This is a genomic window from Actinomyces mediterranea (assembly GCF_900155595.1).
GTDB classification, from domain to species: domain Bacteria; phylum Actinomycetota; class Actinomycetes; order Actinomycetales; family Actinomycetaceae; genus Pauljensenia; species Pauljensenia mediterranea.
Genome location: NZ_FTPB01000003.1, coordinates 538,129 through 558,412 on the forward strand (window position 1 = coordinate 538,129; position 20,284 = coordinate 558,412).

Below are 20,284 nucleotides of genomic sequence, written 5' to 3' on the forward strand. Positions count from 1 at the left end.
GGCCACGAATGAGCAGGGGTGTCAGGATTGGGGGTCGTCCTCGTCCGCGGCATTCGGTTCGCACCTATTCGCGATGAGCATGGCGACCCCGGCGACTGCGAGGGCGAGGAGCGACCAGGGGAACAGCGTGTCGGCGAGGGGTTTGATGGACTCCGACCCGAACATCATCCCCCCGAGCAGAAGGAGGGAGAGGATCGCGAAGACGACCATCGCGGTGATGCCGATCGTTGAGGCCACCCAGTAGCGGCGGGTGCGCGTATTGGGACCATTGACGTCGTATTCGACCATGATCGTCTCCTTCGTCGTACTCATCGATCTGCATGTATTTTATCTGCGCCTTTAGCCCCGAGAACCCGGTTTCGCCGGGTGGAGCACATACGCATGCGGGCCCCGGCACGTTGCCGGGGCCCGCACTGCGCCGAGGAGATCAGACGCCCAGGAGATCAGACGCCCTTGAGGGCGGCTTTCCCGAGCTGGCGGTTGAGGGTCGAGATCACGTCGAGCGGGATCTGCTTGGGGCAGACCGCCGCACATTCGCCGATGTTCGTGCAGGTTCCGAAGCCCTCTTCGTCCATCTGGTTGAGCATGTTGACGACGCGGCGGTAGTTCTCCGGCTTGCCCTGGGGCAGGAGCTGGAGGTGAGTGACCTTCGCCGAGGTGAAGAGCATCGCCGAGGCATTCGGGCACGCTGCAACGCAGGCGCCGCAACCGATGCAGGCGGCCGCTTCGAATGCGCGGTCGGCGTCCTGCTTCGGGACGGGGGTGGCGTGCGCGTCGGGGGCCGCGCCGGTGTTCACCGAGATGTAGCCGCCCGCCTGGATGATCCGGTCGAGGGCGCCTCGATTGACGACCAGGTCCTTGATGATCGGGAATGCTTCAGCGCGCCACGGCTCGATGGTGATGACATCGCCATCGTTGAAAGTGCGCATGTGGAGCTGACAGGTGGTGGTGACCTCCGGCCCGTGGGCGACGCCGTTGATGACGATGCCGCACTGGCCGCAGATGCCCTCGCGGCAGTCGGAGTCGAATGCGATCGGCTCCTCGCCGCGGGCGAACAGCTCCTCGTTGAGGATATCGAGCATCTCGAGGAAGGAGGATCCTTCGGAGATCCCCTTCACCTGGTACTCGTGCATCGCGCCGCGGTCCTCGGGACCATTCTGGCGCCAGATCTTCAGTGTGAGGTTCACTTGTAGCTCCGCTGCTTCAGCTCGATGTTGTTGTAGATGAGGTCTTCCTTGTGGAGGATCGGCGGCTGATCTTCGCCACCCCACTCCCACGCGGCGACGTAGAGGAACTGGTCGTCGTGACGCAGTGCCTCGCCCTCGGGGGTCTGTGACTCGCCACGGAAGTGGCCGCCGCAGGACTCCTCGCGGTGGAGAGCGTCGATGCACATGAGTTCACCGAGTTCCATGAAGTCGGCGACGCGACCGGCCTTCTCGAGGGACTGGTTGAGTTCTCCGATGGACTTGCCGGGAACGCGCACGTTCTTCCAGTAATCCGCGCGCAGTTCGCGGATCAGTCCGATCGCCTTCTTCAGGCCCTCTTCGGTGCGCTCCATACCGCAGTACTCCCACATGATGTGGCCGAGTTCCTTGTGGAAGGAGTCGACGGAGCGGGAGCCGCCCACCGCCATGAGGGTGTCGATGCGCTTCTGGGCGTCGGCGAGGGTCTGGATGACGACCGGCGAGGACTCGTCGAGCTTGGGCAGGTCGAAGCACTTCGCCAGGTAGTCGTTGATCGTGTTCGGCAGGACGAAGTAGCCGTCCGACAGGCCCTGCATGAGTGCGGATGCGCCCAGGCGGTTGGCACCGTGGTCGGAGAAGTTCGCCTCGCCTGCGACGTACAGGCCGGGAAGGTTGGATTCCAGGTCGTAGTCGACCCACAGGCCGCCCATCGTGTAGTGGACCGCCGGGTAGATGCGCATCGGCACCTCGTAGGGATTGTCGCCGGTGATGCGCTCGTACATGTCGAAGAGGTTGCCGTACTTGGCGGACACGGCGGCCTTGCCCATGCGCCCGATCGCCTCAGCGAAGTCGAGGTAGACGCCGCGGGCGACGCCGTCGATCTTCGGGCCGACGCCGCGGCCTTCGTCGCACATGTTCTTCGCTTGGCGGGACGCGATATCGCGGGGCACTAGGTTGCCGAATGCCGGGTAGATGCGCTCGAGGTAGTAGTCGCGGTCCTCTTCGGGGATGTCGCGTGGATCCTTCTCGCAGTCCTCTGCCTTCTTCGGCACCCAGATGCGTCCGTCGTTTCGCAGCGACTCCGACATGAGGGTCAGCTTCGACTGCTGGTCGCCGTGCTGGGGGATGCAGGTCGGGTGGATCTGCGTGAAGCAGGGGTTTGCGAAGTAGGCGCCCTTGCGGTAGGCGCGCCAGATCGCGGTCGCGTTGCAGCCCATGGCGTTGGTCGACAGGAAGAAGACGTTGCCGTAGCCGCCGGTCGCGAGTACCACCGCGTCGGCGATGTAGGTCTCGAGCTTACCGGTGGACATGTCGCGGGCGACGATGCCGCGGGCGCGCCCCTCGTCGACGATGATCTCGACCATCTCGTGACGGGAGTGCTCGGTGACGGTGCCGGCTGCGACCTGGCGCTCGAGCGCCTGGTAGGCGCCGATGAGGAGTTGCTGACCGGTCTGGCCGCGCGCGTAGAAGGTACGGGAGACCTGGACGCCGCCGAAGGAGCGGTTGTCGAGCAGGCCGCCGTATTCGCGGGCGAAGGGGACGCCCTGGGCGACGCACTGGTCGATGATCGCGGCGCTCACCTCGGCGAGGCGGTAGACGTTCGTTTCGCGGGCGCGGTAGTCGCCGCCCTTGACGGTGTCGTAGAAGAGGCGGTAGACGGAGTCGTTGTCGTTGCGGTAGTTCTTCGCGGCGTTGATACCGCCCTGCGCGGCGATGGAGTGGGCGCGGCGTGCGGAGTCCTGGTAGAAGAAGCAATCGACGTTGTAGCCCATTTCGCCGAGCGATGCCGCGGCGGCGCCGCCTGCGAGGCCGGAACCGACGATGATGACGCGGAGTTTGCGGCGGTTGGAGGGGTTGACGAGAGCTGCGGAGAACTTGCGCTGTTCCCAGCATTCGGCGATCGGAACATCGAGGGGGGCCTTCGTGTCGGCGATCTTCTCGCCCTCGCGGTACATGCCCTTGATGAGAGTGTCAGTCATTGGTATTCAGCCTTCCTCAGGAGATGAATCCGGCGACGATGGCGAGCGGCGGGGCCATGAACATCACGAAGATGATGGCTCCGACGAGGCCGGAGAGAACGAGCATGAAAGCGCGCGTCGCGGGGCGAATCCATCCGAGGGTCTGGAACGCCGACCAGAAGCCGTGGGACACGTGGACCGTTGCGAGGCACACGAAGAGCGCGTAGACGAGGACGAGGAGCGGCGACTGGAACGAGGCGACCATGCGCTCGTAGGGGGTGGCGTCCGCACCGAATCCGGTTCGAATGGTGCCGGTGGTGAAGTGGAGGATGTGGAGGACGAAGAGAAGGGCGATGAGGATCCCGGACAGGCGCATGGTGCGCGCCGCATACGAGTCTGTCACCGGCTTCTTCACGACGTAGCGCGTGCGGCGGGCGCGGCGCGACCGGTTCCACGTGTAGACGGCTGCGAACAGGTGGATGACGAGCATGAGGATCATTGCGGCGCGGAAGACCCAGATGAAGCCGCCGTGCGGGAAGATCGGCACGAATGCGTCCTGCTTCAGCCATTCGGCGTAGTGGTCGTACGCCTCTTGCCCCAAGAACATCTTGAGGTTGCCATAGGAGTGGAAAAGAAGGAAGAAGACGAAGACGAAGCCCGAGACGGCCATCAGCTGCTTGACGAACACGCTGGTGGTCCACGCACGGCGCTTCTTCGCTGCGACATTTGTTGTGGCCATGGGGCAAGGATATCCACAGGGGTGTGCGCTTCGTGGGACCCCCGACTGGGTCTGCACCGATCAGCGTCCTCGATGATGTCCCTTTGCCGCGGGATCAAGCCCTTTGCGCGCTCGTCGTACGGATGGGGCGATCATTCGGGGGCGTCCGCGACGGGGCCCGAGTCCCTCAGGCGACGCTTCTTTTTCTTAAAGCCCTCGTTATCAATTATTGCGGCGCGCGATAGGCGTGCGGAGAAGCGCCGGGTCTCGTCGCCGTCCGCTGGAAGGTCGGAGCGCACTACGAGGGCCGCCGCGAGCATCGACACCATGAGCCCCGTCGTCATCCCGTAGAAGAGCATCTCGACGAGAGTCGCCGCAATGGCGCCCCCGGCGACGGCGCCCGCCAGGTCCGTCCTGCGCCACGCCTTGACGAGGACGACCGCGAAGAAGGCGATGAACAGTCCGAGCCCGATGAAGCCGTGGGAGTACATGAGCAGCCAGAACTGCCCCTGCGTCCCCAATGAGGGCAGCCAGGCATGGGGCGAGGGACGGGGCGAGCCGTAACCGAGAAGGGGGGATTCAAGAGCGGCTGTCGCCGTCAGGCGATACAACTCGAATCTGTCCGAGGTCGACGCCGAGACGGCGAGACGCTGTTCGAGGGAGCGCGCCGCCGGGGATCCGAACCAGACGAGCCCCGCTCCCCCGGCGGCGACTGCGCCCGCGGCGACAACGCCGTATCGCCCGTTCCGCAGCTGGATGAGCGCGACCCATGCGACCACGACGCCGAGTCCAATGAGCATCCCCCGGTTGAGCGTCGCCGCCGCGGGAACGACCGAAGCCGCGGCGATGAGCACGGTCGCGATCCTGCGCCAGCGCTGCCTCGCGACGCTGACGTTGAGCAGGGCGAGTGGGAGGACCATTGAATACACATTGCCCCACGTGTTCGTGTACAGGAAGGGGGCCGATGGCCTGGGCGCGGTGGCGACCCATGAGTCCGCGTTCCACTGCGTCACCCGCCTGATCACCATGTCATGGATCACTTCATTCGACAACAGCCCTCCGGGCACGATCGACGCCAGGGGCGTGCGGATCTGCAGTTCGGGGGCGAGTATCCCCAGATAGCCGCCGATCGTCATCGCCATCAGGTGCCACGTCATCGTCGAGGCGAGGACCCGGAGGGTGAAGCGGCGAGACGAGTTACACGTGTGGATGAAGAGGATTCCGGCGCTCGCGTAGAGCACGAGGCGGAACAGGGCGCCGATGAACCTCCCCGTCGTATCGGTCATGACGAGGGTCACCGCGCACCACAGGATGAACAGGGCCCACAGGGAGAGGACCGGGGGGAGCCGCAGATTCGACATCCCGACCCAGCTGAGCATCATGACGACGGCGAAGAGTGGCCAGATCATGTCGCCCAATCCGAGCGCCCAGCCTACGAGGTAGCCGGCGAAGGGGAGGACGAGGGGCCAGGCGGGCAGGGTGCGCACCAGCAGTCCCCTGTCGGAGCGCGTCGGGGACGGCTCGGATGCGGGGACGCCTCGCCCCGACAGGAGCCATCGGATGTCTGTCGGTCCGAGGTACTTCACATGACGCCCGCGTCGGTCGCGAAGTGTGCCGGCGCCTCGAGGAAGAAGGCGCCCAGACAGGTGCAGCCGGTCGCCTCGAGCTCGTCGACGAGTTGGGTGATGTGGGAGCGCTTGGAGTGGCGCGTGACGGTGATGACGCATGCGGGCGAGGCCGATGCGGCCCGGATGAGTTTCCACCTGGGGCCGTCGATCTCTGCGACTTCCAGAAACCCGCTGTCGGCACTGCCGTGACGATTCGTCATTGATGACTTCATCGTATTGAAGAGCTCATCCGCATCCGGTGAGCGCGGGTCGAGGACGAGCAGGAGGGGGAATCGCGAGCACGCGCTGAGAACGAGTTCCACTGGCGCGGCCCATCGTTCGGGCGCCTCTTCCCTGTCGAATGGGGTCACCGTGCGGGTCTGATGTAGGGACTCCGACCACTGGACCCCGGCCTCGGAATCCTCCGCCTGACCCGGCTCTGCGCGCCACACGGGAAGTCTGAGAAGCTCAGCCAGCTCAGATGCGGAAAGGATCGTGTTCGATACCGCCCTGCGCACGAATAACAGCAAGATCCCGATGAAAGTGCCGACGAGCATTCCCGCGACGATGATCATCTTGGGAGCGGGCGAGGGGTAGACGGACGCCTCCGAGGCGGAGGTGATGATCTGCCCCGCCTTATCCGTCGGGTCCATGAGGGTCGTGCGCTGCGAGACGAGGTCGTCGATGCGGGCCTGGATCGAGCGCCCCCGACCGTCCTCGGTGGAGGCGAGTTGCTTCTCCAGTTCTTGGATCTGCTCATCGATACTCGACCGCTGCTGCTCGACGCGCTCCCTGACGAGGGCGACGCGCTCTTGGAGGTATGCCGCCGCGAGGGCGTCAGCGCCTCGTCGGGCACGATCCTCGTCGACGTCCTGGTAGGAGATCTTGACGACGGTACCGCCCGTATCACCGCGGGCACCGGCCCCCTTCATGAGGGCGGCGCGGCTCCACCCATCGCCGAGGGCGTTGGCCGCGGACTGAGCGGTCAGGGCGGAGCGCGCGAGCTCGATCTCGGTCGGCATGTCAATGATCGAGGCCGCCGACCGCGCCGACGACTCGGCGCGGACGGAGGTGACAGCGACGATGTTCACCGTCGTCGTGGCGACGATCACGCTCGGTGCGAGAAGGATGTACAGGACGGCTCCGAGCGTTGTGACGACCGTGGAGACGACGATCCAGTGCCAGCGGGAACGGAGCTCGCGGAAGATGAGCTCATGACTCGACGAAGCGGGGAGTGTCAGGGTTCTCACGCGGGGCTGCTCCAGAAGTATCGATCGGATGACGGCGCGCCCCATCTGAACTGGCCGAGCCGCGCCATGGACTCATCATATCGCCGCATCCCGCCTGTGCGACGGTAAGAAATGTGACCTGCACCAGTCCCACTCCCCTTCACTCGACATCTTGGATAGTATTGAACGTCTCTGATCTTTACCCGCTATCCATTGAGGAGCGGCTGCAATGCCGTCTCCCGCTCAGCACACCAAGGAGGACGCGACCCGTGACATCGCTTCACGTCGTCGGCATGCGCACACACACTCTGCCCTCGTTCGGGGTGGATTCGTGGCAGCAGTTCAGGCGCCGCCTCGTCATGCGCTCGCGCCTCACCGACCTCGTGATCCTTCTCATCATCAGCGCAGGCTGCGGTCTCATCGCGTGGCGATGGGCGAACTCGGCGGCTGCGGCGCTCCTCCTGCTCGTTCTCGTCGCCCTCGTCCGCCTCGTCGACGGACGCCACCCGCATCTGGTGGACACCGCGGCGACGGCGACCGCAACCCCTGTCGCCATTGCCCTCATCCTCACGCCCCTCACACTGATCGCAGCGTCGTGGTCCTCCGCGCCCGTGGACTCCGTCTGGCTCATCGCATCCCTCGGGGTCGGCGCAGCGGCAATGGTCGTCGCGCGGCTCATGAGCGACGCGGGTCTTCGCCGCGCGCGCCTTGACGGACACGGCCTGCGGCGGACACTCGTCATTCTCGGCGAGGGCTCCGACCCGATCCTCCTGGGGCTCCGCCGTCATCCCGTTGACGGATTCAACACCATCGGCTACTTCTCCTCCGGCCTCGATGTGCGATCTGCCGCATCACCGACCCCCGTCCGTTCTACGCGGCAGATCGCGCGCGCCGTCCTCAAAGAGGACGTCGACGTCGTCCTCGCGGTGGGCGCCGTCATCCCGGAAGATCTGGTGACGGTCATGCGGGGAATCGAAGGATCCGGCGTCTCCCTCATCGTCATGCCCGGCCTCAGGGACGTCGTGCCCGACAGGATTCGACCACTCACCGTGTCACAGGGGTGGACCGCTGCGCTCGAGGTCCGCACGCGCCGCACGCGCGCCTTCATGAAGTCCGTCATCGATCGCGTCGTCGGCTCCGTCCTGCTGCTCATCGCCGCGCCGATCCTCGCAGCGGCCGCCATCGCCATCCGCCTCGACTCGCCCGGCCCCGCGTTCTACACGCAGACGCGGGTCGGCCTCAATGGCACTCACTTCAAACTGTTCAAGCTGCGCTCGATGTACACCGATGCGGACGCCAAGCGCGCGGCGCTCGTCGAGAGGGGCGGCGACTCAGGCAACACCGTCATGTTCAAGGACTCGAATGATCCGCGCATCACGAGGGTCGGCAAGTTCATCCGCCGCTACTCGATCGATGAACTTCCCCAACTCCTCAACGTCGTCACGGGGGACATGAGTCTGGTGGGACCGCGCCCCGCGCTGCCCGAAGAAGTTGCGAAATACGATAGCGAGGCCGACCGGCGCCTCCTCGTCAAGCCCGGGTTGACGGGATTGTGGCAGGTATCGGGCCGCTCCGACCTGTCGTGGGAGTCCACCGTGGCCCTCGACCAACATTACGTGGACAACCGGGGGGCGCGCCTCGACTCGAGGATCTTCGTCAAGACCGTCGAAGCGGTCCTCAGCGGCCGCGGGGCGCGCTGATGACCGCCCCGTGCCCGTACCGCACCAGTCGGGAGTCAGTGTGACAGCGGCGAAGCACTGGTCCACCATCACCGCCGTCGTGTCGGTCCTCGCCCTTGCGGGGGCCGCCCTGATTCACGACGGCGTCCACCGCACCGACGCGGATCTCAACGACGGCGGAATCTGGATCACGAACCGATCCGAGCACCTCGTCGGTCGACTCAACTACTATTCGCGCGAAGTCGATACCGCTCTGCGGACGGCCTCCTCCAGCTTCGACGTGACGCAGAACGGGACCGACGTCCTCGTCCCCGACATGGACGTGACCGCAGTGTCCGTACTCGACACCCTGACCGTGGAGTTCTCACAGCAGCTCTCCCTCGCCGCCGGAACCCGCGTCTATCAGGGGGGCGACCGCGTCGCCCTCGTCGATTCGCGCGGCGGGACCATCAAGGCGGGGCGCATCTCCTCCCTCTCCGCCGCATCGGAGATCCCCCCACTGGTGACCGATGAAGAGGGCATCGTCGCCAATGTCGGCGTCGACGGCGCTATCCACACCGCGAATGCGCGCACGGGCACCGTCACCACGATCCCGATGACGCCGACGGGCTGGACGAATGGGTCGTCGACTCCTGTGAAGGTCGATCCTTCAGCCGATCTGGCCGTCACAGCGGTCGGCGGGCACACCATCGTCCTCGACAAGGGCAACGGCGTCGTCCACCTGCCCGGCTCCAAGAGCGTCGCCCTCAAAGAACAGGGACTGACGCTGCAACAACCGGGCGCCGAGGCCGACCACGTCCTCGTCGCATCGCGCACATCGCTGATCTCGGTCCCGCTCGACGGGTCTGAGCCGAGCATCCTGTCGGCATCCGACGGGGACGCCCCGACCGGCGTCCCCGCGGCCCCCGTCCGCCTCAACGGCTGCGACTACTCGGCGTGGGCGGGTGCGGGGACTTTCCTGAGGGCGTGCGACGGGGCATCCGTGGAGCGTCGGCGCGACGAAGTCCTCGCGTCCTCGACACAGCCGGTGTTCAGAGTCAACCGCGACCTCATCGTCCTCAACGACGTCCAGTCCGGTTCCATCTGGCTCCCAGACGAGCAGCTCGTCCTCGTCGACGACTGGACCACGGCGACCGCGCAGACCGATGACAATGCGGATACCCGCGACGATTCGGCCAACACCTCCGAGACGACCTCACCGCCCGAGCGCACCGAGGAGAATCACCGGCCGGAGGCGAATGACGACGAGTTCGGCGTCCGCCCCGGACGCGCCACGACCCTCGCCGTCACGGCGAATGACTACGACCAGGATGGGGACATCCTCACCGTCGTCCCCGGCGACCACGGCACCCTGGGGGAGGTCACCACTGTCAGATCCGGCAGGGCGATGCAAGTCGACATCCCCGCTGACGCCGTCGGTTCCTTCGCCATCCCCTATTCGGCGGAGGACGGGCGCGGCATGGCGGATTCTGCGATCGCGACCGTCACGGTGCACCCCTGGTCCGACAACACCGCCCCCGTCCAGAACGAGATCCCCTCATTGACGCTCTCGGAATCCGCATCGGGCTCGATCGACGTCCTGGGCGGCTGGTCCGACCCCGACGGGGATTCCCTCGTCTTGTTGTCGGCAGAGGGGACCGGCTTCGACTTCCACACGACCCCCGAGGGGAGGGTCACCATACGTGAGACTTCCGGCGGAGTCGGCCCCCGGACGGTGTCCATCACGGTGTCCGACGGGTTCGAGACAGCTACCGGGCGGTTGACGGTCAATGTCGTCTCCTCGTCGGAGGCGACTCCCGTGGCCAATGCCGACCACGTGAGGGTGATCGCGGGCACCCCCACCACCATCTCCCCTCTCGCGAATGACGCCTCCCCGTCGGGCAGGAGGCTCCAACTCGCTCAGATCCAGGACCCTCCTGCCGGCACTCGCATCGACATCCACCAGGACGCCGGTTCTATCGAGTTCTTCTCCGACATATCGCAGACCTACTACCTCGACTATGCGATCACGGACGGCCCCGGCGTGGCGCGCAGCATCATCCGCATCGATGTCGTCGAGAAGGCGGACGCGTCGGTGCCGCCCAGCGTTGAGAACGACGCAGCGACTCTGCGCAACGGCGGTTCCACGACCGTCGCCCCCCTCGCCAATGACTTCGACCCTGCGGGGGGCGTCCTCGTCCTCCAATCCGTCGATGTTCCCGACGGCACCCCACTGACGGCGACGATCACCGATCATTCGCTCATCCAGCTCTCCACCGCCGATACGATCACCGATCAGGTGTCCCTCACCTACACGGCGACCAACGGCACCGCCTCGGCGACGGGCACCATCTCCGTCACCCCCCTGGGAGTCACCGAGTTGCAGACGCCGCTCGTCGAGAACGATACGGCGGTGGTGCGCGTCAACGACATCGTCACCATTCCGGTCCTCGACAACGACTCCTCCCCCTCGGGGTTGAACCTCGGTCTCGGACAGACCGTCGAGTCGACCGATCCGGAGCTGGGCGAAGCATGGGTGTCGGATTCCGTCGTGCGCTTCAAGGCGCACGGCACCGCCGGGCGCACCACGCTCTCCTATTCCGCGGTGGACGACCGCGGACAGGCGTCGATGGGGACCGTCGAGGTCGAGATCACCGCGCGCAATGACGACCAGAACTCCGCGCCCCAGCCCAAGGACCTCGACGCGCGCGCCCTCGTCAATTCCCCCGCCACGATCGCCATCCCCCTGGACACCATCGACTCCGATGGGGACTCCGTCACCCTCATAGGCGTCGATCAGGCGCCCTCAATGGGCACGGTCAAGGTGGAGACCACGTGGCTGACGTACACGCCCGCACCCGGCGCATCGGGTACCGACACCTTCACCTACATGGTCGAGGACAGGTTCGGACTCAAGGCGACAGCCACCATTCGCGTCGGCGTCGCCCCCGCATCGACGATCAACTCCGCGCCCCAGACCGTCAATGACGTCGTCACCGTCAAACCCGGTCGGACGGTGTCCATCAACGCCGTCTCGAATGACACCGATCCGGACGGCGACCCTCTGACGCTCGTCGGCATTCCCACCAGCGCGGACGGCCTGGCCGTGTCGACCCGCGGCGGCCAGGTGCTCCTCACCGCGCCAGGGGACGAGGGGGTCTACGCGCTGCAGTACACGGTCGCGGACTCTCATGGGGCCACCGATATCGGCACCATCACCGTCCAGGTGAGCAATGAGGCTCCCTCGCTCGCCCCCATTGCGGCGGATGACACGATCTCCCTTCAGAACATCGATACTGATGGTCGCGTCACCGTCGACGTCCTCGCCAATGACACGGATCCCGACGGCTCCTCCTGGGATCTTGCGATCGCGACGGACGACCCCACTGCGAGGGTCGTCGACGAAGGCATCGAGGTGAGCGTCGAGGACGAGTGGCGGCTCGTCGTCTACACGGTGACCGACGTCGATGGACTCGTCGGCAAGGCCGTGATCATCGTTCCGGGGCGCACAGGACTCAAACCCCGCATCGACGCGGCCTCCGTCCCCGTGCGCATCCCCGCGGGGACGAGCACGGATGTCGATATCGCGAACCACATCATCACCCGGTCGGGGACGAGCCCCCTCATCACGGACCAGTCGACGCTGCGCACAGGAGTGGGGTTGTCCACCTCGGCATGGCGAGACTCCGACACCGTGCGGCTGACACCCGTGCAGGACTTCCAGGGGGCGACCTCCGTCACGTTCGAGATCGCCGACGGAACCGGATCGGATGCGCTGAAGGCGACACTCACTCTTCCGATTCTCGTCGTCTCCGACACGAACACCCCCCCTGTCTTCACCCCCACGAGCATCGCCCTGTCCCCGGGTGAAGACCCCACCGTCGTCGATCTGGCCCCCATGGTCCACGACGAGGACGGCGACGAGATCCACTACGCGATCGGCGCGGTCCCCAACGGCTTCACCGCATCATTGTCCGGCTCTCGCCTCACTCTCACCGCCCAGCCCGACGCATCGGCGGGGACGACCGGCCCACTCCCCATCACCGTCGACGACGGGGTGAACAGCGCAGTGACCGGGAGTCTAAAGCTCTCCGTCACCGAGTCGACGTACCCGCTGATGACCGCCGCCCCCGCCTCCCTCACGTCGGATGGCGGGCCGGTGAGCGTCAATGTCGCCTCCTTGGTGACCAATCCCTTCCCCGGCAAGGAGATCTCCATGTACGGCTCGCCCCGCGTGACCTCCGGATCGGGAGGCGTATCCGTGGCGGGGACAGAGGTGACGATCACGCCGCAGGCCGACTACCACGGGCGGATCGTCGTCGAATACCGTGTGCTGGACGCGACGGCGAATCCCTCGCGCGCCGTCACAGGGACCATCACCGTCGCAGTCGTCGCGGTTCCCGCGAGCCCCACAGGGGTGCGCGCCGCACCGAGGGGGGCGACTTCGATGAGCGTCAGCTGGGTCGCAGGCGCCGACCACGGCTCCCCCATCACCGGTTACACGGTGACGGAAGTCGGGGGTGCGGGCACATGGCGATGCACGGCCTCCCCGTGCATCGCCGATGGGCTGACCGCCGGCCGGAGTTACTCCTTCACGGTGACGGCGTCGAATGCCGTCGGCGACTCCGCCCCCTCGACGCCCTCATCCCCCGTCATCTTGACGGTGACGCCCCAGACCCCCTCGACGCCGAAGCTCGAGGGCGGCGAGGGGAGGGTCACCGCCTCATGGGTCCCGGTGCCCCCCATCGAGGACGCTTCCATCGTCTACGACGTGTCGCTGTCGAACGGCTCGTCCCGCACCGTCGCGGGACCGCCCGTGGACTTCGCCGTACCGGCGGGCTCGTACACGGTGAGGATCCGTGCGCGCGTCGACGGCGGGGGCGGAGAATCCGAATGGGTCACCTCGAACAATGCCAATGCCTACGGGGCGCCGGGCGCTCCGGGCACCCCTGTCGTGGCCTCCCAGCCCGGCGGATTCACGGTGTCGTGGGCCCCGGCCGATCCCAATGGCGATCCCGTCGCCTACACCGTGTCCGTGTCGGGCGCCGCCGAACGGACAATCGATGCGGGGACATCCACCTCTGTTTCCGTCTCCTCCCTCTCCCCGGGCGACTACACGATCGTCGTCACCGCGACGAATAAGGCGGGGAGCACCCAGTCCGCGCCCGTCCAGCACCGGCTGACTCAGACGCCGCTCGCCCCGTCCACTCCGGCGCTGGCGGCGACCGGCGTCTTGGGCGCCCTGTCGGTGACGACACCGGCATCGCCGAGGGCCGGAAACGGGTGGACACTCGCCGATCTCTCTATCGAATACCGCGTCGTCGCCCAGTCTGGCGATGAGGCCTCCCCCTGGGGGGCGGTCTCCCACTTCTCCGGCCTCACGAATGGCCACCCCTTCACCGTGCAGGCGCGCGCCGTCGCCACGAGCCCGGACGGAACCGTCCTCTACTCCTCCGTCGTTGAGTCGAACGCGGCGACCCCCTATGGTCCGCCATCCCAGCCGACGGTGGAGTGCACGGTAACGTCGGCGCACCAGATCGACTGCTCGTGGACTCCGGGGGCCACGGGAGGGCTGCCCAACTCCTACGAACAGGCGACGACCGCATCGGGCGCCGATGCCGAGGCCGTGTCCGTCGGGCAGACGCGCACGTTCACCACCGCCGCGGGAGGGTCTGCGACATGGTGCATCAACGCGACGAATACCGCCGGGCAGTCATCGGGGTGGACATGCGCCACCGCACAGACGGCGAAGACATCGGCAGAGTTCTCCCCCGTCACGGACGTGCCCGAGGCCGTCTGCACCGAACAAGACCTGTCTGAGACGAACTGGTCGGCGGACATATGCCGCCGCATCGTCCTCGACATCACGGGTTTCGAGCCGAACTCAACGGTGAGGTGCGAATATAAATATAAGCAACTCATCCCCCCGTATGCGACCGTCGACTACTCGGAGTCCGTCGGGCTCGACGCCACTGGTTCGAAGCGCCACCGTTTCCCCCACCGGATAAAGGTCACGGTAGCGCCCTTGCTCAAGGTCACGTGCACCCAGGAGTAGCCGGTGCCGCCACAATTCAGGAGAATCCCCCCCATGTCCATGACACAAGACGACGCCCAGTGGTTCGCTGACGCCTTCAACAAGATCGTCGACTCCATCGGTCTTGCGATCCTCGGCAAGCGCGACGTGATCGCCCTAGTCGTGACGACCCTGCTCGCCGAGGGGCATCTCCTCCTCGAGGACGCCCCGGGAACGGGCAAGACCGCCCTCGCCCGATCGCTCGCAGCAACGATCCAGGGCACCGATTCGCGCATCCAATTCACCCCCGACCTGCTTCCGTCCGATATCACCGGCGTCACCGTCTTCGACAACAAGAGCGGGCAGTGGGAGTTCCACCCCGGTCCCGTTTTCGCATCCATCGTCCTGGCCGACGAGATCAACCGTGCCTCTCCTAAAACGCAGTCGGCTCTGCTGGAGGTGATGGAGGAGTCCCATGTCACCGTCGACGGCGTCCGCCACGAGGCGGGTCGTCCCTTCATGGTGATCGCCACCCAGAACCCCATCGAGCAGGCGGGCACCTACCGTCTGCCCGAGGCCCAACTCGACCGCTTCCTCATGAAGACGTCGCTGGGCTATCCGGACCGCAACTCGCTGACAGTGCTCCTGCGCGACAGCGCCCGCCCCGACCGTTCAACCCGTCTGGAGCCGGTCATCGCGTCCCACGCCCTGATCTCCATGGCCGAGGGGGCGGCCGTTAACCACGTCGATGATGCGGTTCTCGACTATATCGGCACCCTCGTCGAGGCAACACGCTCCACGGATGAGACCCGTTTGGGCGTGTCGACGCGCGGCGCCATCGCGATGACACGGGCCACGCGGGTGTGGGCGGCTGCGCAGGGGCGAGAATTCGTCCTCCCCGACGATGTCAAAACCCTCGCCCATGTCGTGTGGGATCACCGCATCGTCATGGATCCCGATGCCGAGTTCATAGGCGCCACCGCCGCCGGAGTCGTGTCGAACGCCCTCAAGGCAGTGCCCGCGCCTCTTGGGGGGGAACTGACCCGGTGGGACGACTGAGGGGCCTCGCATCGCGGTGGCGCGCGCGCGCATCCCAGGGGGCGGATGCGCTGCGCGGGGCTGCGCGGACACTCGCCTCCCATCCGTTCGTGCACGCCGTCGTCCGTGTGGCGCGGATCATCACGCCCCTGGGACGCGCCACCGCGGCACTGATGCTCGTCACGGCGGGGGTCGGCATCATCGCGAAGTGGCAGGAGATGCGGGCCGTCGCACTCTTCCTCGCCCTCAGCCTCGCACTCGCCTCGCTGTGGTTGTTCTCGCGCCCCGCGTGGCGGGTTGAGCGCACCCTTCTCGAGCATCGGATCACGGTCGGTGACAGGGTCCTCGTCCATGTGAAGATCACCAATGCCGCACCGCGCCCCGCGCCCCCGACGATGATGCGGATGAGTGTCGGCACTCGCATCGTCTCCCTTATGGTGCCCCCGCTCGGACCGGGGGGCTCCCACGAGGAGGGTTTCGTGCTGCCCACCTACCGCCGCTCCATTGTCGTCCTCGGACCCGTGTGCTCCGTCGTCGGAGACCCCCTGGGGCTGGCGCGCATCGAGAAATCGTGGACCGGCCCCCTCGAGGTGTACATCCAGCCGCGCACCATCCGCCTGAACGCGCTGCTCAAGGGATTCATCAAAGATATCGAGGGACACATCACCCGGGACCTGTCGAGTTCGGACGTGTCCTTCCACGCGATTCGCGACTACGCGGTCGGAGACGACAGGCGCAACATCCACTGGCGCTCCACCGCCCATTCGGGGTCGCTCATGGTGCGCCAATTCGAAGAGACCCGCCGCGCCAGCCTCATCGTCATCCTGTCGTCATCGCCCGGGGACTACACGACTGAGGAGGACTTTGAGACCGCGATTTCGGTCGCCTGCTCCCTGGCCCTCAAGGGCATGAGCGAGGGCACCTCGGTTCACCTCCTCGCAGGCGGCGAGGCGCTCCCGACGTCATCACCCATGAGTCTGCTCAACGCCTCATGTTCGCTCGACCTGCACGGGGACGACCCCGTCGACGTCCTCGTTCCCCGTGCACTCGCGGCCTTCCCCTCCTCCTCCGTCGTCGTCATCGTCACCGGTCAAGAGGTGCCGGATGAACGGCTCGCTCGGGCCCGTTCAGCACTCCCCCCGAGCATTGCGGCCCTCGCCATCGTCTGTGGACCCAACGGGCTGGTCAGGCGCCATATCCGTTCCACACCGCTGTTCGCCCTCTCTGCGCTCGAACAGCTCCCTCGCGCATTGGGGGCCCTCGACTGATGACTCCACTGCGCCAGATCCGTTCCACTGCGTGGGACCTTCTTCTCCTCGGAGTGCTCCTCGCACTCGCCTCCACGCCCTTCCTCCCAGTATTCGGCGACTACACGGGTGTCGGCGCCGCCGCCTTCGGCATCGTCGCAGGGCTCGGCGCCGCCTGCGTCTCAGGGAGTCGATCGTGGGGGCCCGCCCCTACGACGGCCTTCGTCTTCGGCGTCCATCTCGCGGGGGGGACGATCCTCCTGACCCCCACTCTCGGCCTCGCGAGCGCCGCCCAGCACGCAGCGACGGGGACTGTGACGGTCTGGAAGGACTTCCTCACCGTCTCCCCACCGGTGTCGGCCTACGACGGGATGATGCTCCTGCCGTGGATGCTTTCCCTGATCGCCTCTGTGAGCGCCGGTCGGCTCCTCATCGCCTCGCGCCCCACGGCGGCGGGGGTCCCCTCGTTCGCGCTCCTCGCCTGTGCGATCCTGTGGGGCTCCTCCGCATCGCGCTTCGCCCCCCTGACGGGGATCCTCCTCGGCGTCGGCACCCTCGTCCTGTGGTGGCGCGGCACAGCCCGGCGCGAACGGGCGAACCTCATCGGCTCCGCCCACGAGGACGTCCGGGCGAGTCGGAGCACCCGCGTCCGCACCGTGGCCGCCCTCACCGGCGTCCTCGCCGTCGCCGCCCTCGCCGCGCTCCCCGTGTCCATGACGCCCACCGCCGGACGGCAGGTCCTGCGCAGCGCCATGACTCCGCCGCTCAACCTCGCCGAATACGCCACCCCCTTGTCGCTCATGCGCCATTTCGAGACGGACCTCGCCTCGACCCAGCTCATGCATGTGGACTCCCCCTCAGAGGATCTGCGCCTGCGCATTGCGACCATGGACTCTTACGACGGACGCAATGCCCTGATCGGCGAGAACTCCGCCCGAGCGCGCTTCGAGCTCCTCGGGCCACGCTCACGGCTCCTCGAGGGGACCGCGCAGTCGAGTGTGACGGTCACCATCGACGACTACGCCTTCCCCTGGATCCCCGCCGTCGTCTCCACTCATTCGCTCGACTACCGCTCGCCCCGCGGCGCGGACATCGGACAGGGCCTGTATTACGATCCGGTGTCGGCGACCCTGCTCCTGCCCGCGGGAACCGCGTCCGGCGATGTCATCGCCGAGGCGGCGACCGTGGAGGGCGCGGCCTCCGACGCCGCTCTCTCCGCCTCTTCCATCGGAGACCCCTCCGACGGGACGATCACGAATATTCCGACGACGGTGTCGAATCTCGCTGCGAAGATCGTCGGCTCCGAATCGGATCCGCTGCGCCAGATCCGCGCCCTTCAGCAGGCCCTCAGGCTCAGCTACTACTCGGACGGCACGCAGTCGCCATCGCTGCCCGGACACGGTGCGGTGCGACTGTCGACAATGGTGAGGGCGGATGACCTCATCGGGGATGACGAGCAGTACGCCGTCCTCATGATGCTCATGTGCCACTCGTTGAAGATCCCCGCCCGCGTCGCGATGGGCTTCATCCCGTCGACTGACGGCGACGCCCGTGACGTCACCGGTGAGGACGTGCACGCCTGGGTCGAGATCCCCTTCACCGGCATCGGATGGGTGCCCTTCGACGTTACCCCCGATCGCGATCAGATCCCCCAGCAGCAGACGACTCAGAAGGTGTCCAATCCGGAGCCTCAGGTCCTCCAGCCCCCTCTGCCGCCCCCCGACTCGGCGCGACTGCCCCCCTCCTCCCCAACCCACGACGCCCCCCGCACGGCACCCCATCACCCGGCGGTCCTACGAAAGCGAGGACGACCCCCGCAAGGATGCTGATGACCGGGCGTCGTCCGTCGCGTGGATCCTCGCCCTCGGAGGATCACTGATCCTCCTCCCTCCGACTCTCATCGTCGCCGCGAAGGCGTTGAGGCGATCAACTCGGCGTTCACTTCGTACCCGGGCGGAGCGGGCGCGAGCGGCGTGGGATGAGATCGTGGACCGCGCATTGGATTTCGGCCACCGCACGACCCCCGGGGCGACGCGACGCGAAATGGCCGCCCGACTCGACGAAGTGTTCCCCGGGGCGAGCCTCGCGCCCTTCGGAGACGCAGTCGACAGGTGCGTCTTCTCCGATTCGGAGGTTTCCTCATACGGGGATCTGTGGGATTCTGTTGATGTCATCCTTCCCTCGATGTCCGTGGGGCGCCCCTGGTGGCAGCGCATCCGCGCCCGCGTGTCCCTTCGTTCGCTCCTGCACCCATCGGGGGTGCGGATTCGAGTCCACCCCAGGAGAAAGAACTGATGTCCGTGTCATCTTCCATCCCTTCGCGTTCCGGGCGCACGAAGAAGCACCTAGTGTTCCAGCCGGCGCCCGTGATGGCCCGATTCGTCGCCGCCCTCGTGGATCTTCTCCTCATCGTCCTCTTCACCGGCGCCGTGTCGGGAGCGTGGGCAGTCGGGGTGGGTACGTCGCCCGTCCGCGCCGCAGTCGTCGCTGTTCTCGCGGCGATCGTCGTCCGTGAGGCGATTCTCGCCCGGGCGGGCATCACGCCCGGAATGGCGGTGATGCGCATCCGCATGGTCAACCGTTTCACCGGTGGACGCCCCGGGCTGCGGGCCCTCGTCCACTCGACGATCACTGCGGGCGTCACCTGTTTGAGCGTCGGCATCGGTGCGATCATCCTCTTCAGATCGATGCTCCGCGATGCCCATCGCGTCGGGTGGCACGATCACATGTCAGATATCCGTGTGATCTCCACGAGTGCATCGATCCCCCGAGCGGCTCAGCGTCCCGTCTCCCCCTCGCGTGCGGCCCCCCCGGCGGCAGCCCCCGCCTTCGATACGAGCACGTCAAGTCACCAGCGCGGCCAAGTCATCATCGACTCCGTTCCGTGGTCGAGGGCGCCCGTCCCCGTGGATCCACCGGCCGGGAACACGTGCCGTTCGTCGTCGATCGTCTCCCCTTCGTTCGCCGCGCCGCAGCCTGTCTTCGATTCCGCAGACCGTGATGATGTGCTGGTCGACGAGGTCGGCGCCCCGCAGGCGCCCGCAACCGACGGGGGCATCCCGTCGGCTCCGTCGGTTGATTCCACCGGTGAATTGCCCGTCATCGACACCGATGCCGTCACGGAGACTCCCCCTGAGAAGATCGCCGATTCAGCGGGCGGAGAGCCCCCCCACGACCGGCCAGAGTCGCACTCCCCCGACGATGTTCTTCTCCCAGAGCCTGTGGAGGATCCGCGCACTGAGGTCTTCGAGATCTCTCATGAGGCGGCGATTCGACTCGCCGCAGCCGAGGGCAGTGGTGAGACTCCCACGATCCGGCTGATCCCCCTGACGGGAGGAGAGCCCTTGACGATCTCGACTGTCACGGTGGTGGGTCGTCAGCCTGAGAACATCTCCGAGGTCGCGCAGGCGCAGTTGTGCGCGATCCACGACGATGCGAGATCCGTGTCGAAGACCCATGCGCTGCTTATCCCCGCAGAGACGAGCCTGTGGGTCATGGATCTGCATTCGACGAACGGCACGTACATCACGATCAATGGCACGACGAAGCGCGTCGAGTCGATGCTCCCCGCCCCACAGGGGGCCGTCATCGCGATGGGCAGGGCCTCATTCCGAGTCGAGTGACCGGAGAAT

13 protein-coding genes are annotated in these 20,284 nt (G+C 66.6%); 7 read left to right on the top strand and 6 right to left on the bottom strand.

Annotation, left to right across the window (positions count from 1 at the left end; genetic code table 11):
• Positions 1-21: 21 nt before the first annotated feature.
• From BQ7471_RS03500 to BQ7471_RS03525, 6 genes are all read right to left on the bottom strand, one after another.
• Positions 22-312 (bottom strand): hypothetical protein, encoded by a 291-nt coding sequence (locus BQ7471_RS03500; protein ID WP_235821215.1) that lies wholly within the window; start codon positions 310-312, stop codon positions 22-24.
• Between the two features lie 131 nt (positions 313-443).
• Positions 444-1,187: a succinate dehydrogenase/fumarate reductase iron-sulfur subunit gene (locus tag BQ7471_RS03505; RefSeq protein ID WP_076464232.1), complete on the bottom strand. Its 744-nt coding sequence runs from the start codon at positions 1,185-1,187 to the stop codon at positions 444-446.
• Positions 1,184-3,163 (bottom strand): fumarate reductase/succinate dehydrogenase flavoprotein subunit, encoded by a 1,980-nt coding sequence (locus BQ7471_RS03510; RefSeq protein WP_076464234.1) that lies wholly within the window; start codon positions 3,161-3,163, stop codon positions 1,184-1,186. Before BQ7471_RS03510 ends, BQ7471_RS03505 begins: the two co-directional genes overlap by 4 nt.
• A 16-nt stretch (positions 3,164-3,179) precedes the next feature.
• Positions 3,180-3,881 carry a succinate dehydrogenase cytochrome b subunit gene (locus BQ7471_RS03515; RefSeq protein ID WP_076464235.1) on the bottom strand — a complete coding sequence of 234 codons (702 nt, stop codon included), beginning with the start codon at positions 3,879-3,881 and terminating at the stop codon, positions 3,180-3,182.
• 131 nt (positions 3,882-4,012) lie between these two features.
• Positions 4,013-5,446: an O-antigen ligase family protein gene (locus BQ7471_RS03520; RefSeq protein WP_076464237.1), complete on the bottom strand. Its 1,434-nt coding sequence runs from the start codon at positions 5,444-5,446 to the stop codon at positions 4,013-4,015.
• On the bottom strand, positions 5,443-6,717 hold the full coding sequence (locus BQ7471_RS03525) for a GumC domain-containing protein (RefSeq protein WP_129583335.1): 1,275 nt from the start codon (positions 6,715-6,717) through the stop codon (positions 5,443-5,445). The genes BQ7471_RS03520 and BQ7471_RS03525 overlap by 4 nt, the downstream gene beginning before the upstream one ends.
• A gap of 248 nt (positions 6,718-6,965) precedes the next feature.
• Here BQ7471_RS03525 and BQ7471_RS03530 point away from each other — a divergent pair, with 248 nt between their 5' ends.
• The 7 genes from BQ7471_RS03530 to BQ7471_RS03560 all read left to right on the top strand — a co-directional run bounded on the left by BQ7471_RS03530 (position 6,966) and on the right by BQ7471_RS03560 (position 20,275).
• Positions 6,966-8,396 (top strand): exopolysaccharide biosynthesis polyprenyl glycosylphosphotransferase, encoded by a 1,431-nt coding sequence (locus BQ7471_RS03530; RefSeq protein WP_235821216.1) that lies wholly within the window; start codon positions 6,966-6,968, stop codon positions 8,394-8,396.
• A 10-nt stretch (positions 8,397-8,406) separates the two neighbouring features.
• Positions 8,407-14,409, top strand: coding sequence for a fibronectin type III domain-containing protein (locus BQ7471_RS03535; protein ID WP_076464239.1), 6,003 nt, complete (start codon positions 8,407-8,409; stop codon positions 14,407-14,409).
• Between the two features lie 33 nt (positions 14,410-14,442).
• Positions 14,443-15,426: an AAA family ATPase gene (locus tag BQ7471_RS03540; RefSeq protein WP_076464240.1), complete on the top strand. Its 984-nt coding sequence runs from the start codon at positions 14,443-14,445 to the stop codon at positions 15,424-15,426.
• Positions 15,414-16,673 carry a DUF58 domain-containing protein gene (locus tag BQ7471_RS03545; RefSeq protein ID WP_083663220.1) on the top strand — a complete coding sequence of 420 codons (1,260 nt, stop codon included), beginning with the start codon at positions 15,414-15,416 and terminating at the stop codon, positions 16,671-16,673. Before BQ7471_RS03540 ends, BQ7471_RS03545 begins: the two co-directional genes overlap by 13 nt.
• The gene (locus BQ7471_RS03550; RefSeq protein WP_076464241.1) at positions 16,673-18,481 is read left to right on the top strand and encodes a transglutaminase-like domain-containing protein; all 1,809 of its coding nucleotides are present in this window, start codon (positions 16,673-16,675) and stop codon (positions 18,479-18,481) included. Before BQ7471_RS03545 ends, BQ7471_RS03550 begins: the two co-directional genes overlap by 1 nt.
• 157 nt (positions 18,482-18,638) lie before the next feature.
• Entirely contained in the window at positions 18,639-18,947 is a 309-nt protein-coding gene (locus tag BQ7471_RS03555; RefSeq protein ID WP_076464242.1) for a hypothetical protein, read from the top strand.
• Positions 18,947-20,275, top strand: coding sequence for an RDD family protein (locus tag BQ7471_RS03560; protein WP_076464244.1), 1,329 nt, complete (start codon positions 18,947-18,949; stop codon positions 20,273-20,275). Before BQ7471_RS03555 ends, BQ7471_RS03560 begins: the two co-directional genes overlap by 1 nt.
• Positions 20,276-20,284: the final 9 nt, after the last annotated feature.

Coding starts and splice junctions, on each gene's coding strand:
- BQ7471_RS03500 (WP_235821215.1), bottom strand. CDS start 312: ATGAGTACGACGAAGGAGACGATCATGGTCGAATACGACGTCAATGGT.
- BQ7471_RS03510 (WP_076464234.1), bottom strand. CDS start 3,163: ATGACTGACACTCTCATCAAGGGCATGTACCGCGAGGGCGAGAAGATC.
- BQ7471_RS03515 (WP_076464235.1), bottom strand. CDS start 3,881: ATGGCCACAACAAATGTCGCAGCGAAGAAGCGCCGTGCGTGGACCACC.
- BQ7471_RS03540 (WP_076464240.1), top strand. CDS start 14,443: ATGTCCATGACACAAGACGACGCCCAGTGGTTCGCTGACGCCTTCAAC.
- BQ7471_RS03550 (WP_076464241.1), top strand. CDS start 16,673: ATGACTCCACTGCGCCAGATCCGTTCCACTGCGTGGGACCTTCTTCTC.
- BQ7471_RS03560 (WP_076464244.1), top strand. CDS start 18,947: ATGTCCGTGTCATCTTCCATCCCTTCGCGTTCCGGGCGCACGAAGAAG.